27 protein-coding genes and 1 riboswitch are annotated in these 23,867 nt (G+C 35.8%); of the genes, 20 read left to right on the top strand and 7 right to left on the bottom strand.

Features of this window, described 5'->3' with window-relative positions; genetic code table 11:
• Positions 1–264 precede the first annotated feature (264 nt).
• Entirely contained in the window at positions 265–543 is a 279-nt protein-coding gene (locus ACVYAD_RS22405; RefSeq protein WP_349659675.1) for a hypothetical protein, read from the bottom strand.
• Positions 544–777: 234 nt separating this feature from the next.
• On the opposite strand from ACVYAD_RS22405, the gene ACVYAD_RS22400 reads away from it, so the two are divergent.
• The 3 genes from ACVYAD_RS22400 to cobT all read left to right on the top strand — a co-directional run bounded on the left by ACVYAD_RS22400 (position 778) and on the right by cobT (position 3,851).
• Entirely contained in the window at positions 778–1,581 is an 804-nt protein-coding gene (locus ACVYAD_RS22400) for a hypothetical protein (protein WP_349659674.1), read from the top strand.
• Between the two features lie 31 nt (positions 1,582–1,612).
• Positions 1,613–2,356 (top strand): hypothetical protein, encoded by a 744-nt coding sequence (locus ACVYAD_RS22395; RefSeq protein WP_476428006.1) that lies wholly within the window; start codon positions 1,613–1,615, stop codon positions 2,354–2,356.
• A 147-nt stretch (positions 2,357–2,503) separates the two neighbouring features.
• A riboswitch (cobalamin riboswitch) is annotated at positions 2,504–2,681 on the top strand.
• Positions 2,682–2,795: 114 nt separating this feature from the next.
• Complete coding sequence (gene cobT / locus ACVYAD_RS22390) at positions 2,796–3,851, top strand: nicotinate-nucleotide--dimethylbenzimidazole phosphoribosyltransferase (RefSeq protein WP_476428005.1); 1,056 nt, start codon at positions 2,796–2,798, stop codon at positions 3,849–3,851.
• Between the two features lie 119 nt (positions 3,852–3,970).
• Here the strand turns inward: cobT and ACVYAD_RS22385 are convergent, their stop codons facing one another.
• A complete protein-coding gene (locus ACVYAD_RS22385) occupies positions 3,971–4,576 on the bottom strand; it encodes a trimeric intracellular cation channel family protein (RefSeq protein ID WP_476428004.1) in 606 nt (201 codons plus the stop codon).
• Between the two features lie 552 nt (positions 4,577–5,128).
• On the opposite strand from ACVYAD_RS22385, the gene ACVYAD_RS22380 reads away from it, so the two are divergent.
• The 4 genes from ACVYAD_RS22380 (at position 5,129) to ACVYAD_RS22365 (ending at position 9,076) form a co-directional block, all read left to right on the top strand.
• A complete protein-coding gene (locus ACVYAD_RS22380) occupies positions 5,129–6,379 on the top strand; it encodes a methionine gamma-lyase family protein (protein ID WP_349659670.1) in 1,251 nt (416 codons plus the stop codon).
• 345 nt (positions 6,380–6,724) lie between these two features.
• Positions 6,725–7,099 (top strand): MerR family transcriptional regulator, encoded by a 375-nt coding sequence (locus ACVYAD_RS22375; RefSeq protein ID WP_079560583.1) that lies wholly within the window; start codon positions 6,725–6,727, stop codon positions 7,097–7,099.
• 83 nt (positions 7,100–7,182) lie between these two features.
• A complete protein-coding gene (glnA, locus tag ACVYAD_RS22370) occupies positions 7,183–8,517 on the top strand; it encodes a type I glutamate--ammonia ligase (protein WP_476428003.1) in 1,335 nt (444 codons plus the stop codon).
• Between the two features lie 244 nt (positions 8,518–8,761).
• Entirely contained in the window at positions 8,762–9,076 is a 315-nt protein-coding gene (locus tag ACVYAD_RS22365; protein WP_476428002.1) for a hypothetical protein, read from the top strand.
• 206 nt (positions 9,077–9,282) lie between these two features.
• Here the strand turns inward: ACVYAD_RS22365 and ACVYAD_RS22360 are convergent, their stop codons facing one another.
• Entirely contained in the window at positions 9,283–9,534 is a 252-nt protein-coding gene (locus tag ACVYAD_RS22360) for a hypothetical protein (protein WP_476428001.1), read from the bottom strand.
• Between the two features lie 154 nt (positions 9,535–9,688).
• Here ACVYAD_RS22360 and ACVYAD_RS22355 point away from each other — a divergent pair, with 154 nt between their 5' ends.
• Both ACVYAD_RS22355 and ACVYAD_RS22350 read left to right on the top strand, forming a co-directional pair.
• The gene (locus ACVYAD_RS22355; RefSeq protein WP_476428000.1) at positions 9,689–9,970 is read left to right on the top strand and encodes a hypothetical protein; all 282 of its coding nucleotides are present in this window, start codon (positions 9,689–9,691) and stop codon (positions 9,968–9,970) included.
• Positions 9,948–10,781, top strand: a complete 834-nt coding sequence (locus ACVYAD_RS22350) for an S-layer homology domain-containing protein (RefSeq protein WP_476427999.1) — start codon at positions 9,948–9,950, stop codon at positions 10,779–10,781. Before ACVYAD_RS22355 ends, ACVYAD_RS22350 begins: the two co-directional genes overlap by 23 nt.
• A 386-nt stretch (positions 10,782–11,167) precedes the next feature.
• On the opposite strand, the gene ACVYAD_RS22345 is transcribed toward ACVYAD_RS22350, so the two are convergent.
• Positions 11,168–11,644, bottom strand: coding sequence for a CotD family spore coat protein (locus ACVYAD_RS22345; protein ID WP_476427998.1), 477 nt, complete (start codon positions 11,642–11,644; stop codon positions 11,168–11,170).
• A 584-nt stretch (positions 11,645–12,228) separates the two neighbouring features.
• On the opposite strand from ACVYAD_RS22345, the gene ACVYAD_RS22340 reads away from it, so the two are divergent.
• Entirely contained in the window at positions 12,229–13,584 is a 1,356-nt protein-coding gene (locus ACVYAD_RS22340; protein ID WP_476428016.1) for a YjiH family protein, read from the top strand.
• Between the two features lie 179 nt (positions 13,585–13,763).
• A complete protein-coding gene (locus tag ACVYAD_RS22335) occupies positions 13,764–14,321 on the top strand; it encodes a hypothetical protein (protein ID WP_476427997.1) in 558 nt (185 codons plus the stop codon).
• A gap of 78 nt (positions 14,322–14,399) precedes the next feature.
• Here the strand turns inward: ACVYAD_RS22335 and ACVYAD_RS22330 are convergent, their stop codons facing one another.
• Genes ACVYAD_RS22330 through ACVYAD_RS22320 form a run of 3 tightly spaced genes read right to left on the bottom strand, consistent with a single transcriptional unit; the run spans position 14,400 to position 16,303 of the window.
• Complete coding sequence (locus ACVYAD_RS22330; protein WP_476427996.1) at positions 14,400–15,080, bottom strand: hypothetical protein; 681 nt, start codon at positions 15,078–15,080, stop codon at positions 14,400–14,402.
• Positions 15,077–15,940: an ABC transporter ATP-binding protein gene (locus ACVYAD_RS22325; RefSeq protein WP_476427995.1), complete on the bottom strand. Its 864-nt coding sequence runs from the start codon at positions 15,938–15,940 to the stop codon at positions 15,077–15,079. Before ACVYAD_RS22325 ends, ACVYAD_RS22330 begins: the two co-directional genes overlap by 4 nt.
• Before the next feature lie 3 nt (positions 15,941–15,943).
• Positions 15,944–16,303 (bottom strand): GntR family transcriptional regulator, encoded by a 360-nt coding sequence (locus tag ACVYAD_RS22320; RefSeq protein WP_476427994.1) that lies wholly within the window; start codon positions 16,301–16,303, stop codon positions 15,944–15,946.
• A gap of 275 nt (positions 16,304–16,578) precedes the next feature.
• Here ACVYAD_RS22320 and queF point away from each other — a divergent pair, with 275 nt between their 5' ends.
• The 9 genes from queF to ACVYAD_RS22275 all read left to right on the top strand — a co-directional run bounded on the left by queF (position 16,579) and on the right by ACVYAD_RS22275 (position 23,566).
• Complete coding sequence (gene queF / locus ACVYAD_RS22315) at positions 16,579–17,079, top strand: preQ(1) synthase (RefSeq protein WP_049668571.1); 501 nt, start codon at positions 16,579–16,581, stop codon at positions 17,077–17,079.
• A complete protein-coding gene (locus ACVYAD_RS22310; protein WP_349659660.1) occupies positions 17,079–17,714 on the top strand; it encodes a queuosine precursor transporter in 636 nt (211 codons plus the stop codon). The genes queF and ACVYAD_RS22310 overlap by 1 nt, the downstream gene beginning before the upstream one ends.
• Before the next feature lie 200 nt (positions 17,715–17,914).
• Positions 17,915–18,166 (top strand): phage holin, encoded by a 252-nt coding sequence (locus ACVYAD_RS22305; protein WP_476427993.1) that lies wholly within the window; start codon positions 17,915–17,917, stop codon positions 18,164–18,166.
• Positions 18,167–18,263: 97 nt separating this feature from the next.
• A complete protein-coding gene (locus ACVYAD_RS22300) occupies positions 18,264–19,679 on the top strand; it encodes a DUF2339 domain-containing protein (RefSeq protein ID WP_476427992.1) in 1,416 nt (471 codons plus the stop codon).
• Positions 19,672–20,370: a DUF2339 domain-containing protein gene (locus tag ACVYAD_RS22295; RefSeq protein ID WP_476427991.1), complete on the top strand. Its 699-nt coding sequence runs from the start codon at positions 19,672–19,674 to the stop codon at positions 20,368–20,370. Before ACVYAD_RS22300 ends, ACVYAD_RS22295 begins: the two co-directional genes overlap by 8 nt.
• A 373-nt stretch (positions 20,371–20,743) precedes the next feature.
• A complete protein-coding gene (locus ACVYAD_RS22290; protein WP_476427990.1) occupies positions 20,744–20,890 on the top strand; it encodes a hypothetical protein in 147 nt (48 codons plus the stop codon).
• 229 nt (positions 20,891–21,119) lie between these two features.
• Positions 21,120–21,569 carry a type IV pilus modification PilV family protein gene (locus tag ACVYAD_RS22285; protein WP_476427989.1) on the top strand — a complete coding sequence of 150 codons (450 nt, stop codon included), beginning with the start codon at positions 21,120–21,122 and terminating at the stop codon, positions 21,567–21,569.
• Between the two features lie 17 nt (positions 21,570–21,586).
• The gene (locus ACVYAD_RS22280) at positions 21,587–22,033 is read left to right on the top strand and encodes a type II secretion system protein (RefSeq protein WP_349659656.1); all 447 of its coding nucleotides are present in this window, start codon (positions 21,587–21,589) and stop codon (positions 22,031–22,033) included.
• Entirely contained in the window at positions 22,034–23,566 is a 1,533-nt protein-coding gene (locus tag ACVYAD_RS22275) for a pilus assembly PilX N-terminal domain-containing protein (protein WP_476427988.1), read from the top strand.
• The last annotated feature ends 301 nt before the right edge of the window (positions 23,567–23,867 follow it).

Here is a 23,867-nt window from a genome sequence, read left to right as displayed (position 1 = left end):
GAATTAAAAAAGGCTTGCGCTGATTTGATGATCCTTCGACTACAGAAGTTATATGGTGTTATTTCTGTACTTCTACAAGATGATTTGTAAAATATAAAGCACTTATTTAGATACTTTGAGAGTACAACAATTGTTCAAAGACTTTTCAAAATGAGAGGAAGAAATTAGTGTTTTATTTTGAAATCATTATTTTTATTTTGTTCCACAAAGAATTTTATCCTCTTTGGTTAATGAATGAAGAAGTTAGCAAGGTTTAAAATCAAGTTATAGGAGACAAAAGATGATTAATAAATTATTATTAGTTTCATTTTCACTACAGATACTTTTTTTTCTTCTTTTTTTTAGTACCTTACTAGCCAAAATACCAGAGCCATTCGCATCAGTTATTATCTTATTAATTGCTTCAATGGGTTTAATTGTTGCTATAATTTCTGTAATTAAAGGACAAACATCGAGGCTAGCTCCCATAGTACTGGGAATATCGCTTTTGATATTTTTAATGTTTGTATTTGCAATGCTTTTATCAGGAATGTAAATGGTCAATCATAAATTTTCCAACGGGAATATTATTATATAGGGCAGAGAAGGGATTCATCCCAATATATACTACTTTTTTCGATGAAGGTTCTAACGACAAGGGCGAACCTTCGAGGGCCTACCTGTTTTTCAGATTCCCTTTTTCAATTTTTTTGAGTTTTAAAGAAGTAGTTGACCATTTGTATTAAAATGAAATAATTTGTAAAATCACACCAATTAAAATTAAGGAGGGGATTAAGAATGAAGGTTAGAAAAAGGTTTAAAAATGGTATTGTAACAGCTTTATCGACACTATTTATTTTTTCAGGAGTACTAAATGCTAGTATAGTTAATGCGGCAGAGCCAGTAACTGCTATTCAGGACGGAAATGTTCAGGGGAAAGCAGGAATAGTTATGAAGATTGATCTTACTGGAGAAGATAAAAAGCTATTGGGAGATGAATTTCTTAAGGAAGTAGAAAAAGAGGGATGGAAAAAAACTGAAAATGGTTATGAGAAATTTTATCCTGCCCAAAACGGCTCATTAACTATTAATGACCAAGTGGTTGATTTGACTGCTGATGGTACATTCGTAATAAATGAAGATGATGCTAATTTGGATATTCAATTTAAGGCTAATGGGCAAGAAATTAAAACAAATGTTAAAAATGATATGAAAAAATCCCGAACTATAGATCTAGTAAAGACTATCGATTTCAAAGACTTCGTAAAGTCAATGGATGGTGAAATGATTAGTACAGAAAATAGAGACAAAAGCACCCGATCTGAGGTGGGCCAAAAACACTCTCCAGGAGATCGTGTACACTGTAACCGATTCAATGGTTCAGCTTCTAATCATAGATACTATAATCACTGGGATCCTAGGGCATGGAAAAACTTTGTAGGAAGTGATTGTGACTATGCTTTCTTATCTTATGACTGTCAAAATGATTATACAAGTAATACAAATTGCCGTGGTCTTCAATCAGCTTATAACTACAAAAACTGTTCATGGGCTTTATACCATTCTAACAGATATCACTACTATGGCAAATCAGGACACTGAAATTATTATTGTTCTGGGGAGATAGATTAGTATGAAGAAATTTATATATATATTTCTATTCACAGTTTTTTTGTTTTTAAATGCCTGTAGTAATACTGATACAAACCAAGTATCAAGTGTTGCTGAAGAGCTTAACAATATCGAAACCAATCATATATATAAGAATGGGGTACTAACAACTAAATTATCAGTTCCAGAAAACCTAAGAAATGAAGAAAACTTCAGTATTATAATGGATTTAAAGATGCAAAATATGGATCATTATATTGAAGATATAAACCTATCAAAAGAACAAAACTATTATACTGCTAAAATTGAATTACCAATGGAAGGTATTTGGAATATAGATTATCATTATGTTTTAGATGAAAATACTAAAATTGATTCCTTTACTGAAGTTTTTGGTAAAGTCGATGAAGAACAAATAGATGATGTGACCCTTAATATTACAACGAATCCCGAGTTTATTCAGCCAAATCAAGTAGGAATTCTAAACATTACACTTCATGATAATCAAAACAATATTATTCAAGATTCAAAAGTAAGTTTACAATTTGATCTACTGGAAAGGGATATTCATTTTACGGAGGATTTAAAAAGCGAAAATGGAGTTCATCAATTTAAAGGTAAATTTGAAGCAGGGATTTGGTATGTTACTATACATGCCTTTGCAGAGGGAAATGAGCATTTAATGGAAACTGTTATTTTACCAATTGGTACAGAAGCTGCAAAAGAAGTAGAGAGAGAATCATTAAAAAATGGGCATCGAAATTAATATATTTTTGTGGAGATGTTATGGATAGGGGTAACGAAGAAAGCTAAATTTCTTATTTTTAGTTTTTAACACTAGTGTTGCGCAAAAGGTTCTGAATTTTCCATTTGAAATGTTGACACATTAAACACTTTGCCGTAGATTTAAAGTAATTGCATAAAAGCGTTAGGTGCCCACTGCGGGAGAATAGGGAATAAAGTGAAAAGCTTTAGCGGTCCCACCACTGTAAAAAGGGAGTTTCATAGAGAATGCCACTAGCATCGTTCTGGGAAGGTTCTATGAAATGTTGAAATTGAGCCAGGAGACCTGCCTATCTGCTTCGTATTATATAGACGATGGAAAAGTCTGTAGTTTATTTGTTATGGATAAACTACAGGCTTTTTATTTTTTTCTCAAAATCATTCTTCGAGTAACGAGGGCAAAAAAGAAAGGGGAAATTTTCATGCAATTATTACAACAAACGATCCACAACATTCAAAGTGCCGACCACAAAATGATGGGGCAGGCAAGAGAACGCATAGATGCACTTTGCAAGCCACCTAGTAGTCTGGGAAAGCTGGAAACTCTAGCTGTGCAACTATCTGGTATTACAGGTGAACTATATCCTGCAATTGATAATAAAGCAATTATTGTCTGTGCCGCGGATCATGGTGTCTGTGATGAAGGAGTGACACCGAATCCACAAAATGTGACGGTCTTCCAAACATTAAATTTTCCTAGAGGCGGAACTGGTGTCTGTGCTATCGCAAAAATCACAGATGCTAAAATTGTCACGGTAGACGTTGGCGTAAAAGAAGATGTGCCACATGATGCTGGAGTCATCATTAAAAAGATTAAATACGGTACGGACAATATGGCAAAAGGACCTGCCATGTCAAGAGAAGAAGCCATTCAATCCATTGAAGTAGGAATTGAAGTAGCTACGGAAGAAATTAAAAAAGGGATAAATGTACTCGGGACAGGTGAAATGGGTATCGGTAATACAACACCTAGTGCTGCTATATTATCGGTTCTTCACGAGTGTCACCCGAATGAAGTGACAGGCTTCGGTGCAGGAGTTGGACCAGGAGGGATTGCACATAAAGTAGAGGTTATTTACAATGCTATTGCATTAAATAAACCAAATCGTCATGATGCTATTGATATTCTTGCAAAAGTTGGAGGGCTAGAAATAGGCGCTATGGCAGGAGTAATACTTGCTGCCGCCGCACATCGAAAACCAGTTGTTATTGATGGCTTTATTTCTACTATTGCAGCTCTTATTGCATACGAACTTGAGCCAAACGTCAAAGACTATATTATTCCTTCTCATGCCTCTGAAGAACCAGGTGCAAAAATTGCCGCTGAAATGCTCGGAATTGAACCTATGCTACAAATGAATATGCGATTGGGTGAAGGCTCTGGTGCAGCTTTAGCATTTCCTATTTTGGACGCAGCATGCTCTATGATGAAAAACATGGCTACATTAGAGGAAGCTATGCTACTGTTGAAAAAGTAGATCTATTAATCTTTAAGTGCTTATTGTCGCTGCTGTGGATGCAAGGCGTTTGTGAAATAACAAAAATTCAAAACAAGCCCAAATCTGACATTTGGGCTTGTTAATATGCAACGGTATAGCTATGCCTGATGCAACCTCCGTAACGGTAAACGCCATTTCCTCATATATGAAAATATTCTTAGTACGGTGATCATACCAAATAATACATATAAAAAGATATCACCTGAAAATAGTTGAAGTCCGATAATAAGCCCGGCTAGTGCTGCCCATACACCATAGATTTCATCACGGAGGACTAATGGTTGTCGTCTAGCTAATAAATCTCGAACAATTCCACCGCCTGACCCTGTTAAGACAGCAGCTACAATAACCGCACTAATAGGCATGTCGAGCTTCACAGCATAGAGAGCACCTTGAATCGCGAATGCCGATAATCCAATAGCATCGGTGAAATTACCCCAGCGATGCCAATGCTGAATAAGTCGGTGCGGAAATATGAAAAATAACGTAATAGCTGCAATGGCAATTTGGAACATCATATCTTGCCCCCACAGTGTTGTTACAGGTAAACCTATGAGTAGATTTCGTATAGCTCCACCACCAAAAGCAGTTACGATACCGAGTATATAGACACCGAATAAATCGTATTCTTCCTCCATTGCAATTATTGCCCCGGAAATAGCAAAGGCAATTGTTCCAATGATACTAAAAACCTCCCAAGCCAACCCTTTCACCCCTTATGTGAAACAATCATTTCATGTTGTTGTAGATTACATAGTAGAAAACTTTAAAGTTACCTTTTTGTATCTAGAAGTTTTTGCAAAGAAAAGTATAGACTTATGATTTAGAATTATCAGATATTAAATATCGAGAGTATTGATTAGGAAAAAATAGGTTTATTATTGAGCGATAAAGGATTTTTTGTTTCTATTTTGCTAGTATACTCCCATTCTAACTGATTGTAGCGTAGGGTTACTCGACTCCCGCGGGAAAAGTGAGGCAGACGAGACCCTGCACGGAGCGCAGCGAAGGAAGCGACTTGACGCTCGCCCGCAGCGGAAATCAGCCTCTTTGAATTAATTCGGATGTATAAAAATGGTCAATCAACATACCTAATTAAATATCTAATTATAGCAGAAATAAATAGATATAGTTTGTAATTTAACTTAGCGCCTAATTAGCGCCTAAATGCAATTAGAAACACAAGCAATTTTTGCAGGCAAGCTCACAAATTGTTAAGATAAGATTTGAACAAATGTGAAATGGAGAAGAACATAATGACTTTTACAACCAATTTATCAGAAGAAACACTAGCATTAGCTGCTAAAATAGAAGAAAAGGTACGCCCTTTTCATGCAAAGGTAGAAGATATGGCGTTCTTCAATCAACAAAAAGTGCTTGCTGCATTCCGAAAGCATCAAGTAAGTGATTATCATCTGCACCCATCAAACGGTTATGGCTATGATGATGAGGGGCGTGACAATCTAGAACGTGTTTATGCAGAGGTTTTTGGAGCGGAGGCTGCCATTGTACGCCCGCAAATTATTTCTGGTACACATGCAATCACACTTAGCTTATTCGGAGTACTACGTCCTGGTGATGAATTACTTTATATTTCGGGTCAGCCGTATGATACATTGCAATCAATAGTCGATGGTGGAGACAAGGATACTGGTTCGTTAAAAGATTATAAAATCGGTTATAGCCATGTGGATTTATTGAATAATCAAGAGATCGATTGGGAAGGTGTTGCAGCTGCAATTACACCAAACACAAAAATGATTGCTATCCAACGTTCGAAGGGCTATGCAACACGCCCATCCTTTACTATTTCGCAAATTGCAGAAATGTGTGCAAAGATCCGTGAATTAGCACCGAACGCAGTTATTTTTGTTGATAATTGCTACGGAGAATTTGTTGAGGCACAGGAACCGACAGAGGTTGGGGCGGACTTAATAGCAGGCTCGCTCATTAAAAATCCTGGTGGAGGCTTAGCGAAAATTGGTGGTTATATTGCGGGTCGTGCAGATTTAGTAGAAAAATGTGCTTATCGTATGACATCGCCAGGTATTGGCGCTGAAGCAGGGGCAACATTAAATACGCTCGGTGATTTCTATCAAGGATTTTTCCTTGCACCACATGTTGTATCTCAAGCATTAAAAGGTGCCGTTTTCACAGCTGCTATGCTTGGGGAAATAGGCATGAATACATCGCCAAGGTATGATGCGAATCGTACGGATTTAATTCAATCGGTTTCTTTCCAAACGGCGGAACAAATGATTGCTTTTTGCCGTGAAATTCAAGCAAACTCACCAATTAATGCGCATTATGCACCAGAGCCAGCGTATATGCCTGGCTATGAAGATGATGTCATCATGGCAGCTGGAACTTTCATTCAAGGTTCAAGCATTGAGCTCACAGCAGACGGTCCTATTCGTCCGCCATTTACCGCCTTTATTCAAGGTGGGTTAACATACGAGCACGTAAAATTTGCTATTTGTAGTGCAGTTCAAAAAATCCAAAAATAAGTAACGAAAAACTATTCAAAACTTCCATTTTGAATAGTTTTTTTTCTAATGGATGAAAAAACCTCTGTCGCTCCGAAGCCCGCAGTAAGTTTTGCTCTATGCGAAAGCATAGCGACAGCAAATGATTTATCTGTGCAAAAGTATAGCGACAGCAACAACAACAAATGTTGTCTGTAGCAAAAGCGAAGCGGAAATCAACCACACGTTAGGTTATTAAGTATAGTTTTTTACAATTTTTTATCATTTCAAAAAAATTATTTTAATCCATGTTAGGAAAGCTAACATGGATGGTTGACACTATAAATTTTTCGTTATATGATTAGCGAGTATTGGAGGGGAACTTAAATGAGTCGTGAAATTAGACGAACTATGCCGTTATTATCAATGAATATCGTAATGCAATTGACAGAGCTTTCGGCACGTCAGATTCGTTATTATGAAGAACACCATTTAATTGAGCCGCACCGAACAGAAGGCAACCGTCGAATGTTTTCATTAAATGACGTCGATACACTGCTGGAAATTAAAGATTATTTGGATCAGGGTATGAACATGGCGAAAATTAAAAAGCTGTTCGCTAAAAAGAATGAACCTGTTTCAACAGATGAACGTGATTTAAGTGACTCAGAATTACGTAACATCATGCGTGAAGAAGTGCGTCAAGCGCAACGTATGCAAAAATCATCTATCCGTCGTGGGGATTTATCTCGATTCTATTAATAAAAGGCAACATCATTCATGTCTTTATTAATAGAGTAGAGTAATGATAAAAAGCTAGACAATTTATAGGAGTGTGGAAAACTGTGGGTAAATACACTAAAGAGGACATTAAACGTCTAATTGAAGAAAAAAATGTAAGCTTTATACGTCTACAATTTACAGATATTCTTGGCACAATCAAAAACGTTGAGATTCCAGTAAGTCAATTAGACAAAGCACTAGAAAACAAAATGATGTTTGATGGCTCATCCATTGAAGGCTTCGTACGTATCGAAGAATCAGATATGTATTTATATCCTGATCTAGATTCTTTCGTAGTGTTCCCTTGGACTTCTGAAAAAGGGAAAGTAGCACGTTTCATCTGTGATGTATACACTGCTAAAGGAGAGCCATTTGCTGGTGACCCACGAAATAACTTAAAACGTATCCTTAAGAAAATGGAAGATATGGGATTCTCAAGCTTCAACTTAGGACCTGAACCAGAATTCTTCTTATTTAAATTAGATGCAAAAGGTGAACCGACATTAGAAGTGAACGACCACGGTGGTTACTTCGACTTAGCACCAACTGATCTTGGCGAAAACTGCCGTCGTGATATCGTATTAGAGCTAGAAGAAATGGGCTTCGAAATTGAAGCATCTCACCATGAGGTAGCTCCAGGACAACACGAAATCGACTTCAAATATGCAGACGCAATCACAGCTTGTGACAATATTCAAACGTTCAAATTAGTTGTTAAAACAATTGCACGTAAACACGGTCTACATGCTACATTCATGCCGAAACCATTATTCGGTGAAGCGGGTTCTGGTATGCACTTTAATGTTTCATTATTTAAAGGTAAAGAGAATGCATTCTTCGATGAATCAACTGAACTGGGTCTTTCTGAAACAGCAATGCAATTCATGGCAGGTGTCCTTTCTCACGTTCAAGGCTTCACAGCTGTGACAAATCCAACAGTTAACTCTTATAAACGTCTTGTACCTGGTTACGAAGCGCCATGTTATGTAGCATGGTCAGCTCAAAACCGTTCACCACTGATCCGTATCCCATCAGCACGTGGTCTTTCGACTCGTGTAGAAGTACGTTCTGTGGACCCATCTGCTAATCCGTATTTAGCGATGGCTGTTATTTTAGAAGCTGGTCTTGAAGGGATCCGTCGAAACTTAACACCACCAGCTGCTATTAACCGAAACATCTACGTGATGTCTGATGAAGAGCGTAAAGCGAATGGTATCGCAAACTTACCACCAGCGCTTGATGATGCTTTAGCATTACTTGCTAAGGATGAAGTAGCTCAAGCAGCTTTAGGTGAGCATATATATGCAAACTTTAAAGAAGCAAAAGAAATCGAGTTCGACATGTACCGTACAACAGTACACCAATGGGAACGCGATCAATATTTAAAAATGTACTAATTAAAAACGTTGGAGCTATGATGCTCCAACGTTTTTTTGTGCGCCCAGCCTGGACGTACATTATTTTATGTAGTATCTTCAGATCTAAATCAGCTAAATTTTTAAGTTCAAAAGGTCTTCGAAATAATAAAAAGAACGCAAATCAATACATAAAAGCTAAGTTAATCATAAATATTTAAGTTTTTCTTATATGCCCTATACACACTTGACTTCGTGCATTATTATTTTAAAAGAGGTGAATTAAATGACGGTAGTATCATCGTTTGGATTAATAAGTATATCAATTTTTTATCTTTATCAAATTATCTTTGTTATCTTTTTCAGAAAAAAAGAACCTATAGATGCTTCTTTAAAGTATTATAAATTTACCTGTGTGATTAATTTCCTGATTTTTTTCGCGACTATTCCACTAGGGTTTTTTATCGGTGTTATGGCAACAGATAGCGGAGAACACAAGACGATCTCATTCATTTTAGGGTTTTTATTCATCACTGGTTTACCATTACTATTCTTCATTTGGTCACTAATAGATTTAATTATTTTACAAAAAAAGAAATAAATAGATATACATAGACTGATGAAAAATGCATTCAACAACCATTTTTAGCGATAGGGAAGTCAATTTTATTAAAAGTCAAGAGGTAAAGTAATTCGCTTGTTACATCAGTATTCTTTATGAAATGTGCAACATTATAACGAATAATTTTAAGCTGAACTAATTTCTTCATTAGTTCAGCTTTTATTTGTGATTAGAACTAATGGTCCCTATGGTAGAACTCTCGACCCTTTTTCACCTTTCGAATTATCTAATTTCACCTCTTTCTTTAATCGTTCCACTTCAATTTGATATGCCATTTCAAAATCAATTTCACTAAAAGAGGAATTCAACAATTCATGCTCTACCTCATAATCAAACTCCGTCGCCCTCTGGAAATGCCCTTTTCCCTGAAATACTTTCTTTTTCGGTTCGTAATGAGCCTCTAATGTAACCAAATCTGTAGCTAATAAAACCTCCACCAGATTTTCATAAGGAATACGACTAAATTTATATGTATCGTCTTTCTCGAAAATATTCTATATTTCCATATTTTGCACTCTATATATATTTGTAGCAGTCATGTAAACTATGTCTATTGGTAAAATTTTAATAGAAGAAAGTAGGAGCAAACCAATGAAAGCACTATATGTTTTTTTATCTTCCCTTGTATTGTTTGGACTTATTTCTGTTTCACCAGCAGAGGCAGCAGAAAAATCCATCGATATGTATTTTTTGGAGGATGTTGATTATGAACATTGGGCATACAATGAATTGGAACGCTTCTTGTATTCGGATATCATAGACGGATATGTGGAAACAGAATCGTTTGAAGAAGATGGAGAGGAATATGAATACACATCCGTCTCAATAAAACCAAAAAATTCGATTACTCGTGCTGAATTCACGTGCAGGTGAATCAGTTAAATCGTTCCCTGATGTAAAACCGGCGAATTGGTATTACGAATATGTTAAGGTTGCTAGTAGCCAAGGCATTATCAATGGTAAACCAGACGGTACTTTCCGACCGAATGACAAGATTACTCGTAACGAAATGGCAGTCATGATTTACCGTGCATTCAATTCAAAGCTTGATTTTTCAGCGACAGGAAAAGTATTCCCGGATGTACCAAAGGGTAATTTCGCCTATGAAGCAGTTATGAAAACGTCAGCTGTAGGAATTATCAAAGGGTACGGAGATGTTTTCAAACCTTACAATGATGCAACTCGTGCTGAAGCTATCGTGATGATTGACCGTGCCTTGCATCTAGAGCCTGAAACAGATGGAGATCTACTTGCAATCATTCAAACAGTTGATCGTAACATTAAAGATGAGATGAAATTCACTGAACAACAAGACTTAAAAGCATTAGAAGCACTTTATCGTGAAACGACAATTGGTTACCAATTAGCTTATTCACTTGATAGTATGGGTATGGCAGGGATGTTTGAAGAAGCAGATACTATATTCAAGATGGAACAGATTGGTGAATATGCGATCAATACTGTTTCTGTAAATAATCATTTTGCTCAAGTCCGCATTGATAACTTAGTATATAAAGTATCTTTGGCAGCGCCAGATATGTCTTTTAACATGAAAATCGACTTATCAGGAACTGCTCATCTTAAGAAAAGTGATGATGGTAAATGGAAAATTTATAACGTTGTTCTTGATGAAGATGACTATGGACAAGATTGGAAAGAAACATTAGAAACTGAGATCAACTAAGAACAAAAAAGCGTAAGGGATTCTCTGAACTGCCCCGTAAAAGTTAGACATCAATCTAACTTTTACGGGGGTTTTTTTATGGCAAAAGTAAATGCCGAACAACGATTCAAGCAGTCCATCGATACTGAAATGGAGATGAATCTATGCTTGAAATCGTGGAAGAATCGGAGTGACAGATAGGGTTTTAAGTGAATGGGTTCGCCGTTATTAAAAAATGGTGTAGAGACTTTCTTAAAGTCCTACTAGGAATGTTAAGCAGCAAAAAATAAAATGTACACTACTAAAATTGGAATTTAGTAATGTACATTTTTATAATAAGCGTAACATTATAAACAAGTTATGATGTAAGAAACCATCATGTACAGAGTAACCTCATCGCCTCTATTTTAATAGCCCATCTGATGGTGGCACGGCATATGCTGCTGATGGTGATGTTGATGATGATGCCCCATATGATGATGATGCCCCATATGGTGGTGATGACCCATATGATGGTGCCCCATGTGGTGATGGTGATGATGTGGCATATGGCAAGGCTCAGGTGGCATTTCGCAAAGCGTATGAGTTTCACAACATTCATCCACTACGCACTCTGTGCAAGGGAAATGATACTGATGATCAATTATATGTTTATTAACTGTTGTTACATGTGCTGGCTGTACATGTGGTACAACTGTATGGATGTAATTTGTGCGTACATATTCCTCTGGTGGACAACAATGTGGCGGCTCATATTGAGTTGGACATGTAAGTGGTGGACAACAATGTGGGCCTTTTGCGTGATGATGGTGATGCATATGCTGCATGTGATGCATGTGATGCATGTGATGCATATGCTGCATATGTTGCATATGTCTTTCCATGGTAAAACCTCCTGTTTTGATAAGTTGTGGTTCATAATTAACATATGAGATAAATGACGATAAGGTCTATTTGTATGCCTATTAAGGGCTGGTTAAATCTCTTAGGCATTCAAAATAGGTATGATTAATGGAGAGTTTCACCAAATTTCAACTTCTTTCAGCCATCGTCAGCCACTGTAAAAATGAGCTTTGTTAAAAAAGTAATGATACAAAAAGAATTGCAGATAATATTAGAAGAGAATAATAATATTAAATTTTAGATTGAATAAAAATGCATTTTGTTGTAGAATTAACCGATGTATCGTAGGTTTACGGTATTTTTTAGCTCATAAAAATGAATGATAGTGATTATTTTAAAAAACTTTACTCATTGAGGATTTAAATTATAAAAAAGTAGTGTTTGGGCATTCCTTTATTACTTTTTAAAGGAATGTTTTTTATTTGATCATTCATTAACTACTCGGAAATGCCAGATTGATGATGCAATACTTTATACAGATATACATTTCTTGGTGGTTTTAAAGTACCTAACAAGCTTGATGTATAAAACTTCGAAAAAACCTAAAGAAATGAGGCTTTAAATGATGAAAAAATATCCTACTTCTTCATACTTTTTCTTCATAATTCCGTCTCTTATTGGTGTTTTATTATTTATGACACCAGTCTTAACGGAAGATGGATGGAAAGTTCCGATTGCTATTTTAGCAAATTTATTAGCAGGTTTTGTTGCACCTATTATTAGTTACTTTACTATAATCATTTTTGCGATTTCGGCAATTGGTTCACTCATTGCCAAATTTGTTCCTCAGAATAATACAAAGGAATCTAGTATTTTATATACATTATTTTATGTAAATTGGTTTTGGACAATTATAAGAGTCATTGGTTTAGTATTTGCCTCAATGGTCGTGTTTAATTTTGGACCATCCGCGATTAACAATGAAAATACGGGTGGATTATTAATGAACCCTGACGGTGGTTTAGTAACATTTTTATTTACGATTTTCTTATTTGCAGGCCTACTATTACCGTTTTTAACAAACTTCGGATTGCTTGAATTTTTCGGAACGATGATGGTAAAAATCATGCGTCCGCTCTTTAAAAGCCCAGGTCGTTCATCAGTTGATGCACTTACATCGTGGGTTGGTGATGGAACAATTGGTGTTCTTATGACGAGCAAGCAATATGAAATGGGGAACTATACGAAAAAAGAGTCAGCCATTATTGCAACGAGCTTTTCTGTAGTATCCATCACATTCTGTATCGTAGTATTAGATACAGTGCATTTGTCACGCTATTTTATTCCATATTACTTAACGGTTGTACTTTGCGGTCTCGTGTTAGCGATCGTTATGCCGCGAATTTTTCCGCTTGCTAATAAAGAAGACACTTATATCGACGGTACACCAGTAGATTTATCACGTGAGGAATTACCTGAAGGCTATAATTCTATGTCTCATGGCTTAGAAAATGCATTAGCAGTTGCACATGCAAATCGTGATCCACGTCAATTTTTGAAAGATGGGTTTAGAAATGTCTTGGATTTATGGGTTGGTGTAGCGCCAGTCGTTATGGCATTTGGTACGGTTGCTTTAATGCTTGCTGAATTCACTAATATTTTTGCGTTTTTAGGAAAACCGTTTGAACCTATTTTAACTGTGCTTGGTTTACCAGAAGCAGCTGAGGCAGCGCAAACGATGGTTGTTGGCTTTGCTGACATGTTTTTACCTTCAATTTTAGGAGCGGGAATTGAAGCTGAAACGACAAGATTTGTGATTGCTGTCGTTTCTGTTACACAGCTTATTTATATGTCTGAAGTTGGTGGACTTATTTTAGGTACAAAAATTCCACTGAAATTTTTAGATTTAGTTGTTATTTTCTTAATACGTACGATTATTTCACTACCAATCGCAGCATTAGTTGCGCATCTACTCTTTTAGATTAAAAAGGCAATTGTTCGCATTTTACTAGTGCGAATAATTGCTTTTTTCTTTATTAAAGTACGCGCGAAAAAGGAGAATATCTATAAAAAGGAATTCAGTGAACAAAATATAGCTTGCACATAAATTCATTGAGTTGGGAAAAACTACGTTTAAAGTGATGATACTGAGGTGATAAAATGGACAGAATTTTTTCTCTCTGCTTAAGTTCTTGTTATTTGTTATTTTCTCAACCTAGTGATGCCTATATAAAAGACTCACCTAGTTCTTATGAAGAAGTTTATCCTGAAATAGGCTATAAAACGGTTGAAGGAGCTGCCTACGATTTTGAACGGCACTTTCATCAAGGACTAAAGCTACCACTTCGAGTACCTCCAATTAGTTTTACACATCATTTTGGTCGGTTTAATGATCTAGATGGTGACATGAACGATTTTTTTGAAGTTACACTTGTTAATAATCAACTACCTGAACATCATTATAAAATAACGGTTCGACCTATTCAGTATAAGTTTCCAGTTAAAAAGGAAAGTGTACTAAAGACTTTCGTATTGAAAAAGGGAACGACTTCAATCTATATGGAAATCTCGGGTTTTAATGTACTTGCTTTCGAAAGAGAAGATTGGCAATATATGCTGTGGATTGATAAAAGGGTTTCAAATAAGGTGACACCTGAAGTGTTAGTTGACATTGCTAATTCCATTGACTATACAACGCTAGAGGATGAACGTGGTTAATTCAGCTGGAAAATGCCAAGACCTATATTTTTGGTCTTGGCATCATTTTCTTTTTGAAAGTATGCCGAATAGCAATAATTATGCTGGATTGGCAGAAGTATTTCTGATCGCCATTGTTATGATAGAGTAGAGTAATATACTAAAAACTAATAAACCACTTAATAGAGCGAAGCTAGATATATTTGATAGTAGGTCAAACAGAGGAGTATACCATCTGAAAATGATTGTAACAATCGGAATTAATACGAGTAATCCTATAAAACTGTAACCGCCAAGAGTTCCTGAGCGATAAAAGACGATATTCAATAAAAGGCCGGAAGTTAGGAAGAAGAGCAGTAGAACAGTATCCAATGCCATCGTTTGTAAAAATGATGGGGAATTATTAAAAAGTAAAATAGGATGAATAATGAATATGTTAGAAACGTTAGTAAGTATTTTTTGTGTACAGCCAATTATGAAGGCGCCTACTAAGCTCCAACAGATGAAAAAGAGCCCCACATTAAACATAAATTGTAAGCGACTTAAACCAAGCCTTAAAAAATAGGATAGGGTTTTATTTAGTAACTTTGCAGCCATGATACTGGAAAAGATATAAACAGGTATAGAAATCATAATGTAAAAATTATAAATATATAGGTCAAAAAAAGTATCTAAGAAAAACGACAATAGGACGATCGAAAATAAAATGCACCAAAAAGTTATAATTTGTTTTTTGTAGCTTTGAAATAATACATACAAGCTTCCCTTTACAGTATTCATTTAATAGCCCTCTCTTTCTGCTGTTTACTTAAATACACTAACATATCCTGTAATGAAACAGGTTCAAGCATAATATTCTGTCCTTCAATGGATTGACCATCAGTGACAATTGCAGTTAGCTCCTGCATAAACGTATGCTTATAAATAATTTTCAGACCACTAATTGCCTGCTCAACATCAGAAGGGTTACCTTTTACTGCAACAATATGCTTATGCCATTCCTCCACAGTTTTCTGAAGCATTAATTGTCCTTCGTGTAAAATAAGTATTTCCTCAAATAGCTTACTTGCTTCATCAATTAAATGTGTAGACAATATAAAGAGTCTTGGATTGTCGGTTTGTTGTTCAATCAATAAATCATAAAAAGTATTTCGGGCAGCTACATCGAGTCCGATATAAGGTTCATCAAAGATTGTAATCCCTGCGTTACTCGCAAAGCCTGTAATAATGCCTAACGCAGACATCATTCCTTTTGATAAACTGCGAACCTTATCTTTTGGATTTAGAGCAAAAACTTCTAGTAGCTCCATTGCGAGCTCTCCATCCCATTTTGGATAAAAGAAGCTATTTGCCTTTAACGTTTGTGCAATTGTCATTTCCTCTTGAAAGTTTCCATTCTCTGCAACAAAACAAATATCACGTAAAGTTAATGGTACATTGAAAACATTTTCTCCATTGACTGATATGTTTCCTTTAGTTGTTGAAATAAGTCCGGATAATAAATTTAAGAATGTTGTTTTACCAGCGCCATTATGACCCAAAAATCCAATGATTTTTGGTCCCTCAATTGTAAAAGAGATATTTTTTAAAGCTTCCTTATGTCTATATGATTTACTAACATTTTTCACTTCGATTTTCATACGTTAACCCCTCTGTAACATATTTTGTAATTCTTTATCTGAGATACCTAATCTTATTGCTTCTTTCTTTAACGGCTCTATATGTTGCATAAAAAAATTTTCCTTACGCTCTGCAATTAATATTTCACGAGCGTCAGTACTCACAAACATGCCGACGCCACGTTTTTTATAAATTACGCCTTTGTCCACTAATTCGTTCACGCCCTTTCCAGCTGTTGCAGGATTAATTTGATATTCCTTTGCGAATTCATTTGTGGATGGAATGCGATCTTCGGGTTGTAGGAGTCCATCTAAAATTCCGTCCTCTATTCGTTCGCGTATTTGTTGGAAAATGGGCTTTTCGTTGTTTAACGAGTGAATCACAATCCACCTCCTTATGTTGATTGGTTAATTACTTATGTAACTAACTATACAACGTCAGGATATTTTTGTCAATTCTATATTGTGAAAAAATTAGTTGACGGAGTGTGTTCATTAAGTTAATATAACTAGCGAATAAGAAAGAGGTTCATAGCGCATACCCTCTATAAAAAACTATGGATGACGTCATCTACGCCATATCCGAAAATGCGGATATGGCGATTTTTTTTATTTGGTTTCACGCAATGGACTTCTCACAATTTGAGGAGGCATTTTTTATGGCAGGAAGAAATGAAGAACAAGGTTTACAGGATTTAACACTCCTTGGGAACCAAAATACAAAGTATTTATTTGAATACTCACCGGAAATACTTGAAGCGGTCGATAATTTGCATACGAAAAACGATTTTTTTGTAAAATTTAATTGCCCGGAATTCACGAGTCTATGTCCGATGACAGGGCAGCCTGACTTTGCGACAATGTATATTTCTTTTATTCCAGATAAAAAGCTAGTCGAGAGTAAATCGTTAAAGCTATATTTATTTAGTTTCCGTAATCATGGGGACTTTCATGAGGATTGTGTCAACATCATTATGAATGATTTAATTAAGCTGATTGAGCCGCGCTATATTGAAGTATGGGGTAAGTTTACGCCTCGTGGTGGCTTGTCCATTGATCCTTGGTGTAACTATGGCCGACCAGGCACAAAATATGAAAAAATGGCAGAGCATCGTTTGATGAACCACGATATGTATCCTGAAAAGGTGGATAATCGCTGATGCTTTACTATTTAAATGGATTGTTTGTTGGCTTTTTAATTTTAGCTAATGTTTTAGCTGTTAAAGTGTTTAGTATAGGCGAATGGATGGTGCTTCCAGCCGCAGCGATTTTAATTATTTTTACGTATCCCCTTATTGATGTAATTTGCGAGGTCTATGGTAAGGAAGCGGGTGGTCGCACGGTTAGAACAGGGCTTATTGCTCAAGTGTTTGCGGTATTCTTTATCGCTATAGCCATTGAACTACCACCTGCACAAGCCTTTGTTCATCAGCAGGAGTTTGAGACGATTCTCGGCGGCAGTATGCGTGTCATTATTGCAAGTCTTATAGCCTATTCGATCAGTGTTAACTTGGATGTAGTGATATTTAGTAAATTTAAAGAAAAGCATGGAGATGGAAAGCTTTGGCTTCGAAACAATGCTTCTACGATGCTAAGCCAACTCATCGATACGGCATTATTTGTTACGATAGCCTTTTTTGGAATAATGCCATTTAAGGTGTTACTGACATTATTTATCACACAGTATATATTTAAATTTTTGGCCTCCATTGTTGCAACACCACTTGTTTATGGGTTAGTTTACGTTGCACGGAAATTTGATAAACATAAAGGCATCGAGCCATCTCATTACTGAGATGGCTTTTTTAACATTCCGTTCTTTAAATTACCCGATGGAAGAGAGAAGCATAATTTTTCTGTCGAAGGTTAATAGTGCTCTCGTAATCGAATAGTATTTAATAACACCTCCTTTATCCACGGTTATAGCTCCATTTTTGCATATGTGTACGTTTCGGCCGAGCATATACTGTGGATGAGAAGGGGAGGTGAGCAATTATGAGAATTAACTGGAAGATCCGTTTTCAGCATAAACCATTTTTATTAGCGCTTTTTTCGTTGATTGTATTACTCACACAGCAAGTAGCAGCTATTTTTGGCTATGATTTAACGAGTGTAATGAGTGAGCAGGCAATGACCATCTTAAATACCGTATTATCAATTTTCGCTTTATTAGGAGTTGTCGTAGATCCTACAACGCGGGGAACCAGTGATAGTCAACGTGCTTTAATGTATAGAAGACCTAGATAAAAAGGGTGGAAATAAATTAAAAGTGTAATTTTACATTTTGGATAAATGTGTTATAATGATAAAAAATTGATAAAGATAAAGTAGGGAGGACGATTGAATGTCGCTTGAAATGGAGCAGAGGGTTGCCAAGCTCGAGCAGGAAATGATGGATTTACGGCAGGAATTAGAAGGCTTAAAACGTCAGCAACCTGTTGAAAAATCAAATGCCTTGAGTGCTAGGCAATCCATGGTTGATCAATTTGCACCAAAACCAGCGCAAATCCTAAAGCCAAATTCAAACTTGGAACCAAAGCCGAAAATAATGACAAATCCAGAAGAAAAGGTGCAGCCACAGCGAACATTGGAAGAACGTATTATGTGGGCACTTCCAAAATTATTTATGGTCATTTTAGTGATGGGGGTACTTTGGGGACTTAAGCTTGTGAGTGATTATGGCTATTTAGCGAACGAGGTTAAAATTATCCTTGCCTACGTATTATCATTTGCCTTAGCGGTAATAGCTTATGTGTTAGAGCGTAAAAAAACAGGATCACCGGCTATAACAATTTCTTTATACGGTGGTGCATTTATAGTTGGGATATTAACAACAGCCGCAAGTGCGATATTGTATGAAATCATAGGTTTAACGATGGCACTTGTTATTGCCGTTGTTTATATCGGCTACGGTATTGTTATTAGCTATTTAAAGAAAAATGAAGTACTAACAATATTTGTAGCGTTTACATCATTATTACTACCATATTTACTAGAATATATGGATTTTAGTCCTGTTATCATCTTAATCTATGTGGTTATGCTATTTATGATGTTGCAATTTGTCATTCTTCAACACAAGCAGAAGTTGGCATTCTATCTAGCAACCTTTTTCTCTTTGCTAGCTGTCAGCATTATAGCGTTTATGAACCATGACAACCGAGTTGTTTTTGCAATAGGATTCCTTGTTGTTCTAACTATTTATTACACGAGTTGGTGCCGATTATATGACGCAGAGTCTAAACTGAAAAATATTCATGTCGGACTCCAGTTCAGTCTTGGAACTTTTAGTTTATTACTCCTGAACTTTATTATTAGACCAATTGAATATAGTGAAGCACTATTACTCATAGTAGTCAGCTTGTTTGCAGCTGTAGCGGGTTATGGCTATAAGCAAAAATGGCAGGAGGCATTTGATAGTGCCGTAACACTCGCATTTATTACACTATGTAATGCGCTACTAGTTATGAATTTACCAGGGGGAGTAGATCAATTGCTCTTCCCGTTCATCACCTTTGCAGGCGTTATGATGAGTTTACGATTACGAGCAAGTATGATGAAGGTTGTTGGCTCATTTTCATTTACAATTACACTCGCTTTAAACTTTATTATTCATGAGCCGACACCATTCTTCAGCATAGATCATATTAGCTTAATAATGCCGGGAATATATCTCCTAATTATTTATGTATATAACGAGACGTCCAAAAGAGACACTGACATCTTTCGAAAAGTTTATGAAGGAAATATATGTGATTGATATTTTAGCAGTTATTACGGCTGGTTATTTCTTAGCCTATATCGGAAAGCTGGATGAATTGTACTTTGCAAGTGTTGGTAATATCCCGCATCTAACGTGTTTAATCCTCGCTTTACTTTTCGCGGGATCACTTTTAGTACCAACAAAATACAAGGGGCGTGCATTAACGCCAGCCCTTGGTGGATTTTTCGTTCTCTTCACCGTAATGCTTGAAATTATTCCGTACAATATGCAAGGTGTCGAGTGGCTAAATATAGTAACAAGAATCGTGTATATTGTTGTAATCGTAGCAATTATGATTGATGTACTGATGAAGGGTCGCATTTATCAAATCTATCAAGAGCAAGCAGAGAAACTTCTAGACCAAGTTGTAAGTGCAGGTGTTGTGCTTACGATGATATCGGTTTGGGGTCTTATACATCAACTTTCCTATAATAGTTTGCTTGATTGGAAACTAAGCATTGCCTTTTCAACGATCGCATTATTCCTGACTGCCAGTATTTCACTATGGCTTAGTACCGTGCGTAACTTACAGACATTACGCCTAACAGGTTTTGTTATTTTAGTGATTGCGTTTATTAAGCTTATATTCTTTGATTTATCCGCCCTAGACTTATTAATACGAGCTATCCTGTTTATTTTGATAGGTGGGATTGGTTTGCTGTTGTCGGGTAGGTTGTTGAAGAAATAAATAAATGATATATATCTAAAGTATGGAGTTACACTAAAACAACATTAAAACCGTTTACCTTTATTTTATGGTAAACGGTTTTTTTATATCTAATCGCTTTATATGATCATTTAAACTTAGCTTGATCTACATATTTTAGGAATTGAAAAATTTAAAAATAAATACAAATTCATACGAAAAAGTGGTGTTGTAAATGCTGTTTATATATGAAATAGTATAATTAGCACAGAAAATATTCGATTAATAGGAAAGTTTAATTACTATAAGTACTATTGTTTTAGTGTTTAAGTCTAATGTGTTTTTAACTTCTTTCAGCGGGTGTCCAAACGCCTGCTAAACAGAGGAACTCGCCACGTCCTGTGGCAATTTATCTGTGCGAAAGCGACAGCAACACGGTTTTAACTGTGCGAAAGCGAAGCGACAGCAACACGGTTTTAACTGTGCGAAAGCGAAGCGACAGCAACACGGTTTTAACTGTGCGAAAGCGAAGCGACAGCAACAACAACAACAACAACAATAACACACGACTGAATGACCAACATCACGTTGGCCCAAAGCCTCCGGCGGACGTCACGGAATCGGAGAGGAATGCTTAGGGGATGTTAGCCGTTGTCGCTATGTTAGCACTACGCTTTCGCAAAAAACATCTGCAGGAAAAAGCGCAAAGCCGATTCCAGACGTGATTATGCCGAGGCATAATTGATTAACTTACATTGCTAAAAAGTATGATCAGCATAAGGAGGGAGAAAATGAAGCGTCAAAATAGAAGATTATTTAAGAGTCAAGGGGGATTCTCTTTAATTGAGGTTGTTGCTTCCTTAGTTATAATAACTATCATCTTATTATCCTTTTTCGGCTTACTCATTCAATCGAATAAAACCGGAAAAAGCTCTGAACAAATTATTGATGCTACCTATTTAGCGCAAAAGGAAATGGAGAAAATGTATAACTACTTTAAATCTACCACGATCGAAACTTGGGACTCTAATTTTCCGTACTTAGCTGAAAAGGATGAAGTGAATTCAACAGGTAATATCACGAGATATAAAGTGACACCCTCTAATGCTAAAAATAAGGAAATCATAATAGTGAATGCTGAAGATATACCGCATGATAATACCGTTAGGATTACTATCGAAGTTTATGATTCAAGAGGGGCGACATTAAAAGCGAAAATGCAAAATATCTTTAGCTTGTAAGAAAAGAGGTGGTTCATATGTCTAAATTCCAAAATGAGAGAGGCGTAACCTTACTAGAAGTTTTGGCTGTTACTGTAATAGCTACGATTGTATCTATTGTTCTTATGTCTATCTTAACGAACAGTAAAACTACAAGCGATAAACAAATGAAATCGACTATTCAATTATCTGACACAACTTATATTTTGAAAGTTGTTACTAAAGATACGCGTAAATCTACGGAAATTCATAAAAAGGCTTTAGATGAGTATACAGAATATACACTAATAAATAATCAAAATAATAAAAAATATACTTATGTATACCACCAAAAGGATCAGACGATTACGAGAAATGATGAAATGATTGCAGCGAATGTGCTTGATTTTAACATTGAAGATAAACGGAGTTATGTAATTATTGATATTACAACGCCAAATAGTAAGCCTTTTTCATCAACAATCTATTTTAGGGGAGGCAGCTAAATGTTTAAGAATCTAAAACAAGAAAATGGCTATTCATTACTTTTAGTAACTTTGACAATCGCTTTTATCTCAGTTCTTGGAATTACGCTTTTAACACTTACTGCTAATTCATTAAAGATGTCTGCTAATGAGCGAGATGACCAATCTGTTTTTTACATTGCGGAAGGTGGCTTAAACAGTACAAAAAGTAAAGTAGAACAATTAGTTAAAATTACATACGATGAAAATAGAAAAAAATTCAATAAGCTACCTCCTGATAAAAGAAAGCCGGAAAAATTTAAGTCAGATTTTATAGAAGCATTTGAAAGTAGCTTAGAAAAAATTTTTGAAAAGAATCAATCAACATATGCTGATACAGTAACTTTTGATGAACAATTTAATGAAAAAACTTTTGCAAATGTAACGGTTATTCAAGAAAGTACTGAACAATTACAATATAAAATAACGTCCGTTGGTAATATTGGCAAGAAAACGAGAACAGTAGCACAGACAATTACAATCGATTTAGGAAGCGGAACGGGTTCTGGTTTTTCAAATTCCGCTGCTATCCACGCTATAAAAAACATCGAACTTGGAGGAGGTAAACTTAATGGGGATGTTGTTTCTGACAGTGGAAAAATTAGTATTACACAAGAGAGTGCTAAAATTACTGGTAAGATTGGAACAACTCCAGATAAGTTTTCAAAGCCGAGCTGGATGAATGTTACTAATGAGATTATAGGGAATGTTGCATTTCCGAAGGATGTATTACCACCTTTCCCGGATAATGAATTTACTAGTTTAAGCACAAGACCATATACAAATTCAATTCAAGTTTCTATCGATGGAAAGCAAACTCAACTCCCGTTAGAAAATCATTCAATTAAGATTGATGGTGGGGGAAATGGACACATAAATGGGTATCAAAACTTTAGTGGTACGCTCCCACTTACTCAAAGTATGTACTTGAAAACGCTTACGGTTTCTTCGGACAGAACGTTAACTATAGATGTAGGTGATTCAGACAAAAATTTATATATAGATAACTTTGACTTCTCTCAAGGGCATTTAAATATTACGGGAAGTGGTAGATTAACTTTGTATATTATCGATACCTTTAATTTAAAGGGAGATTCGAGTATGAATAATACAGGGGACATAGGGCAATTAAGTGTATATTATACAGGCACTTCGTTAATGGATTTTACTGGTGATACAAAAACAAAAGCTTCTATATATGCCAAATCAGCTGATATAAAAATAAATGGTTCTGGTAGCGTACAAGGAAATCTATATGCGGGTGGATCAAAAATCACTGTTGAAGGAGGGTCTTATAATCACGACTTATATATTTATGCCCCAGACGCAAAAATCACAATGAGAGGATCAGGAGAAGTTATAGGAGGAATAATGGCTTATACAGTAAATACGAGTGGAGGTTCAACTGTTACTTACAAACCAAAAACGATTGAAGATACAATATCAAATGGTGGTTTAGTATTTGAAGAAAATAATAATTTAACAATTTCTAATAGTATGCTTGAAGTAGAATAAAGATCACGGAGCATGAAGAGGTTGTTTAGAATCCGATATTCTGACTTTTATACAATAGAATATTAAGTTTGTCTTCTTAGTAATGACATTATTTTTACAACTATATAGTTAGCTTTAGAGAAGCTTATAATGCAGTCTAGTCTATGACGATTGGTGGAATGGGGTTCCTATTGCATGTGAGAAAGTAATAGAAAAGGGTTATTTAGAATGTCTGGAATGAATTCAGATTTTCTAAATAACCCTTATTTTAATATTGGTTAAAAACTTGGTGAGAATAAAAAAGAGGGTGCTATTTGAATTT

The sequence above is a fragment of the Lysinibacillus sp. G1-3 genome (assembly GCF_056322905.1).
This window is presented reverse-complemented; position numbering and strand designations above follow the sequence as displayed.

Bases quoted from the DNA above. Each gene is read 5' to 3' on its own strand.
- ACVYAD_RS22400 (WP_349659674.1), top strand. From the start codon at position 778: ATGAAGGTTAGAAAAAGGTTTAAAAATGGTATTGTAACAGCTTTATCG.
- ACVYAD_RS22395 (WP_476428006.1), top strand. From the start codon at position 1,613: ATGAAGAAATTTATATATATATTTCTATTCACAGTTTTTTTGTTTTTA.
- cobT (WP_476428005.1), top strand. From the start codon at position 2,796: ATGCAATTATTACAACAAACGATCCACAACATTCAAAGTGCCGACCAC.
- ACVYAD_RS22380 (WP_349659670.1), top strand. From the start codon at position 5,129: ATGACTTTTACAACCAATTTATCAGAAGAAACACTAGCATTAGCTGCT.
- ACVYAD_RS22375 (WP_079560583.1), top strand. From the start codon at position 6,725: ATGAGTCGTGAAATTAGACGAACTATGCCGTTATTATCAATGAATATC.
- ACVYAD_RS22365 (WP_476428002.1), top strand. From the start codon at position 8,762: ATGACGGTAGTATCATCGTTTGGATTAATAAGTATATCAATTTTTTAT.
- ACVYAD_RS22355 (WP_476428000.1), top strand. From the start codon at position 9,689: ATGAAAGCACTATATGTTTTTTTATCTTCCCTTGTATTGTTTGGACTT.
- ACVYAD_RS22345 (WP_476427998.1), bottom strand. From the start codon at position 11,644: ATGGAAAGACATATGCAACATATGCAGCATATGCATCACATGCATCAC.
- ACVYAD_RS22340 (WP_476428016.1), top strand. From the start codon at position 12,229: ATGAAAAAATATCCTACTTCTTCATACTTTTTCTTCATAATTCCGTCT.
- ACVYAD_RS22335 (WP_476427997.1), top strand. From the start codon at position 13,764: ATGGACAGAATTTTTTCTCTCTGCTTAAGTTCTTGTTATTTGTTATTT.
- ACVYAD_RS22330 (WP_476427996.1), bottom strand. From the start codon at position 15,080: ATGAATACTGTAAAGGGAAGCTTGTATGTATTATTTCAAAGCTACAAA.
- ACVYAD_RS22325 (WP_476427995.1), bottom strand. From the start codon at position 15,940: ATGAAAATCGAAGTGAAAAATGTTAGTAAATCATATAGACATAAGGAA.
- queF (WP_049668571.1), top strand. From the start codon at position 16,579: ATGGCAGGAAGAAATGAAGAACAAGGTTTACAGGATTTAACACTCCTT.
- ACVYAD_RS22310 (WP_349659660.1), top strand. From the start codon at position 17,079: ATGCTTTACTATTTAAATGGATTGTTTGTTGGCTTTTTAATTTTAGCT.
- ACVYAD_RS22305 (WP_476427993.1), top strand. From the start codon at position 17,915: ATGAGAATTAACTGGAAGATCCGTTTTCAGCATAAACCATTTTTATTA.
- ACVYAD_RS22300 (WP_476427992.1), top strand. From the start codon at position 18,264: ATGTCGCTTGAAATGGAGCAGAGGGTTGCCAAGCTCGAGCAGGAAATG.
- ACVYAD_RS22285 (WP_476427989.1), top strand. From the start codon at position 21,120: ATGAAGCGTCAAAATAGAAGATTATTTAAGAGTCAAGGGGGATTCTCT.
- ACVYAD_RS22280 (WP_349659656.1), top strand. From the start codon at position 21,587: ATGTCTAAATTCCAAAATGAGAGAGGCGTAACCTTACTAGAAGTTTTG.
- ACVYAD_RS22275 (WP_476427988.1), top strand. From the start codon at position 22,034: ATGTTTAAGAATCTAAAACAAGAAAATGGCTATTCATTACTTTTAGTA.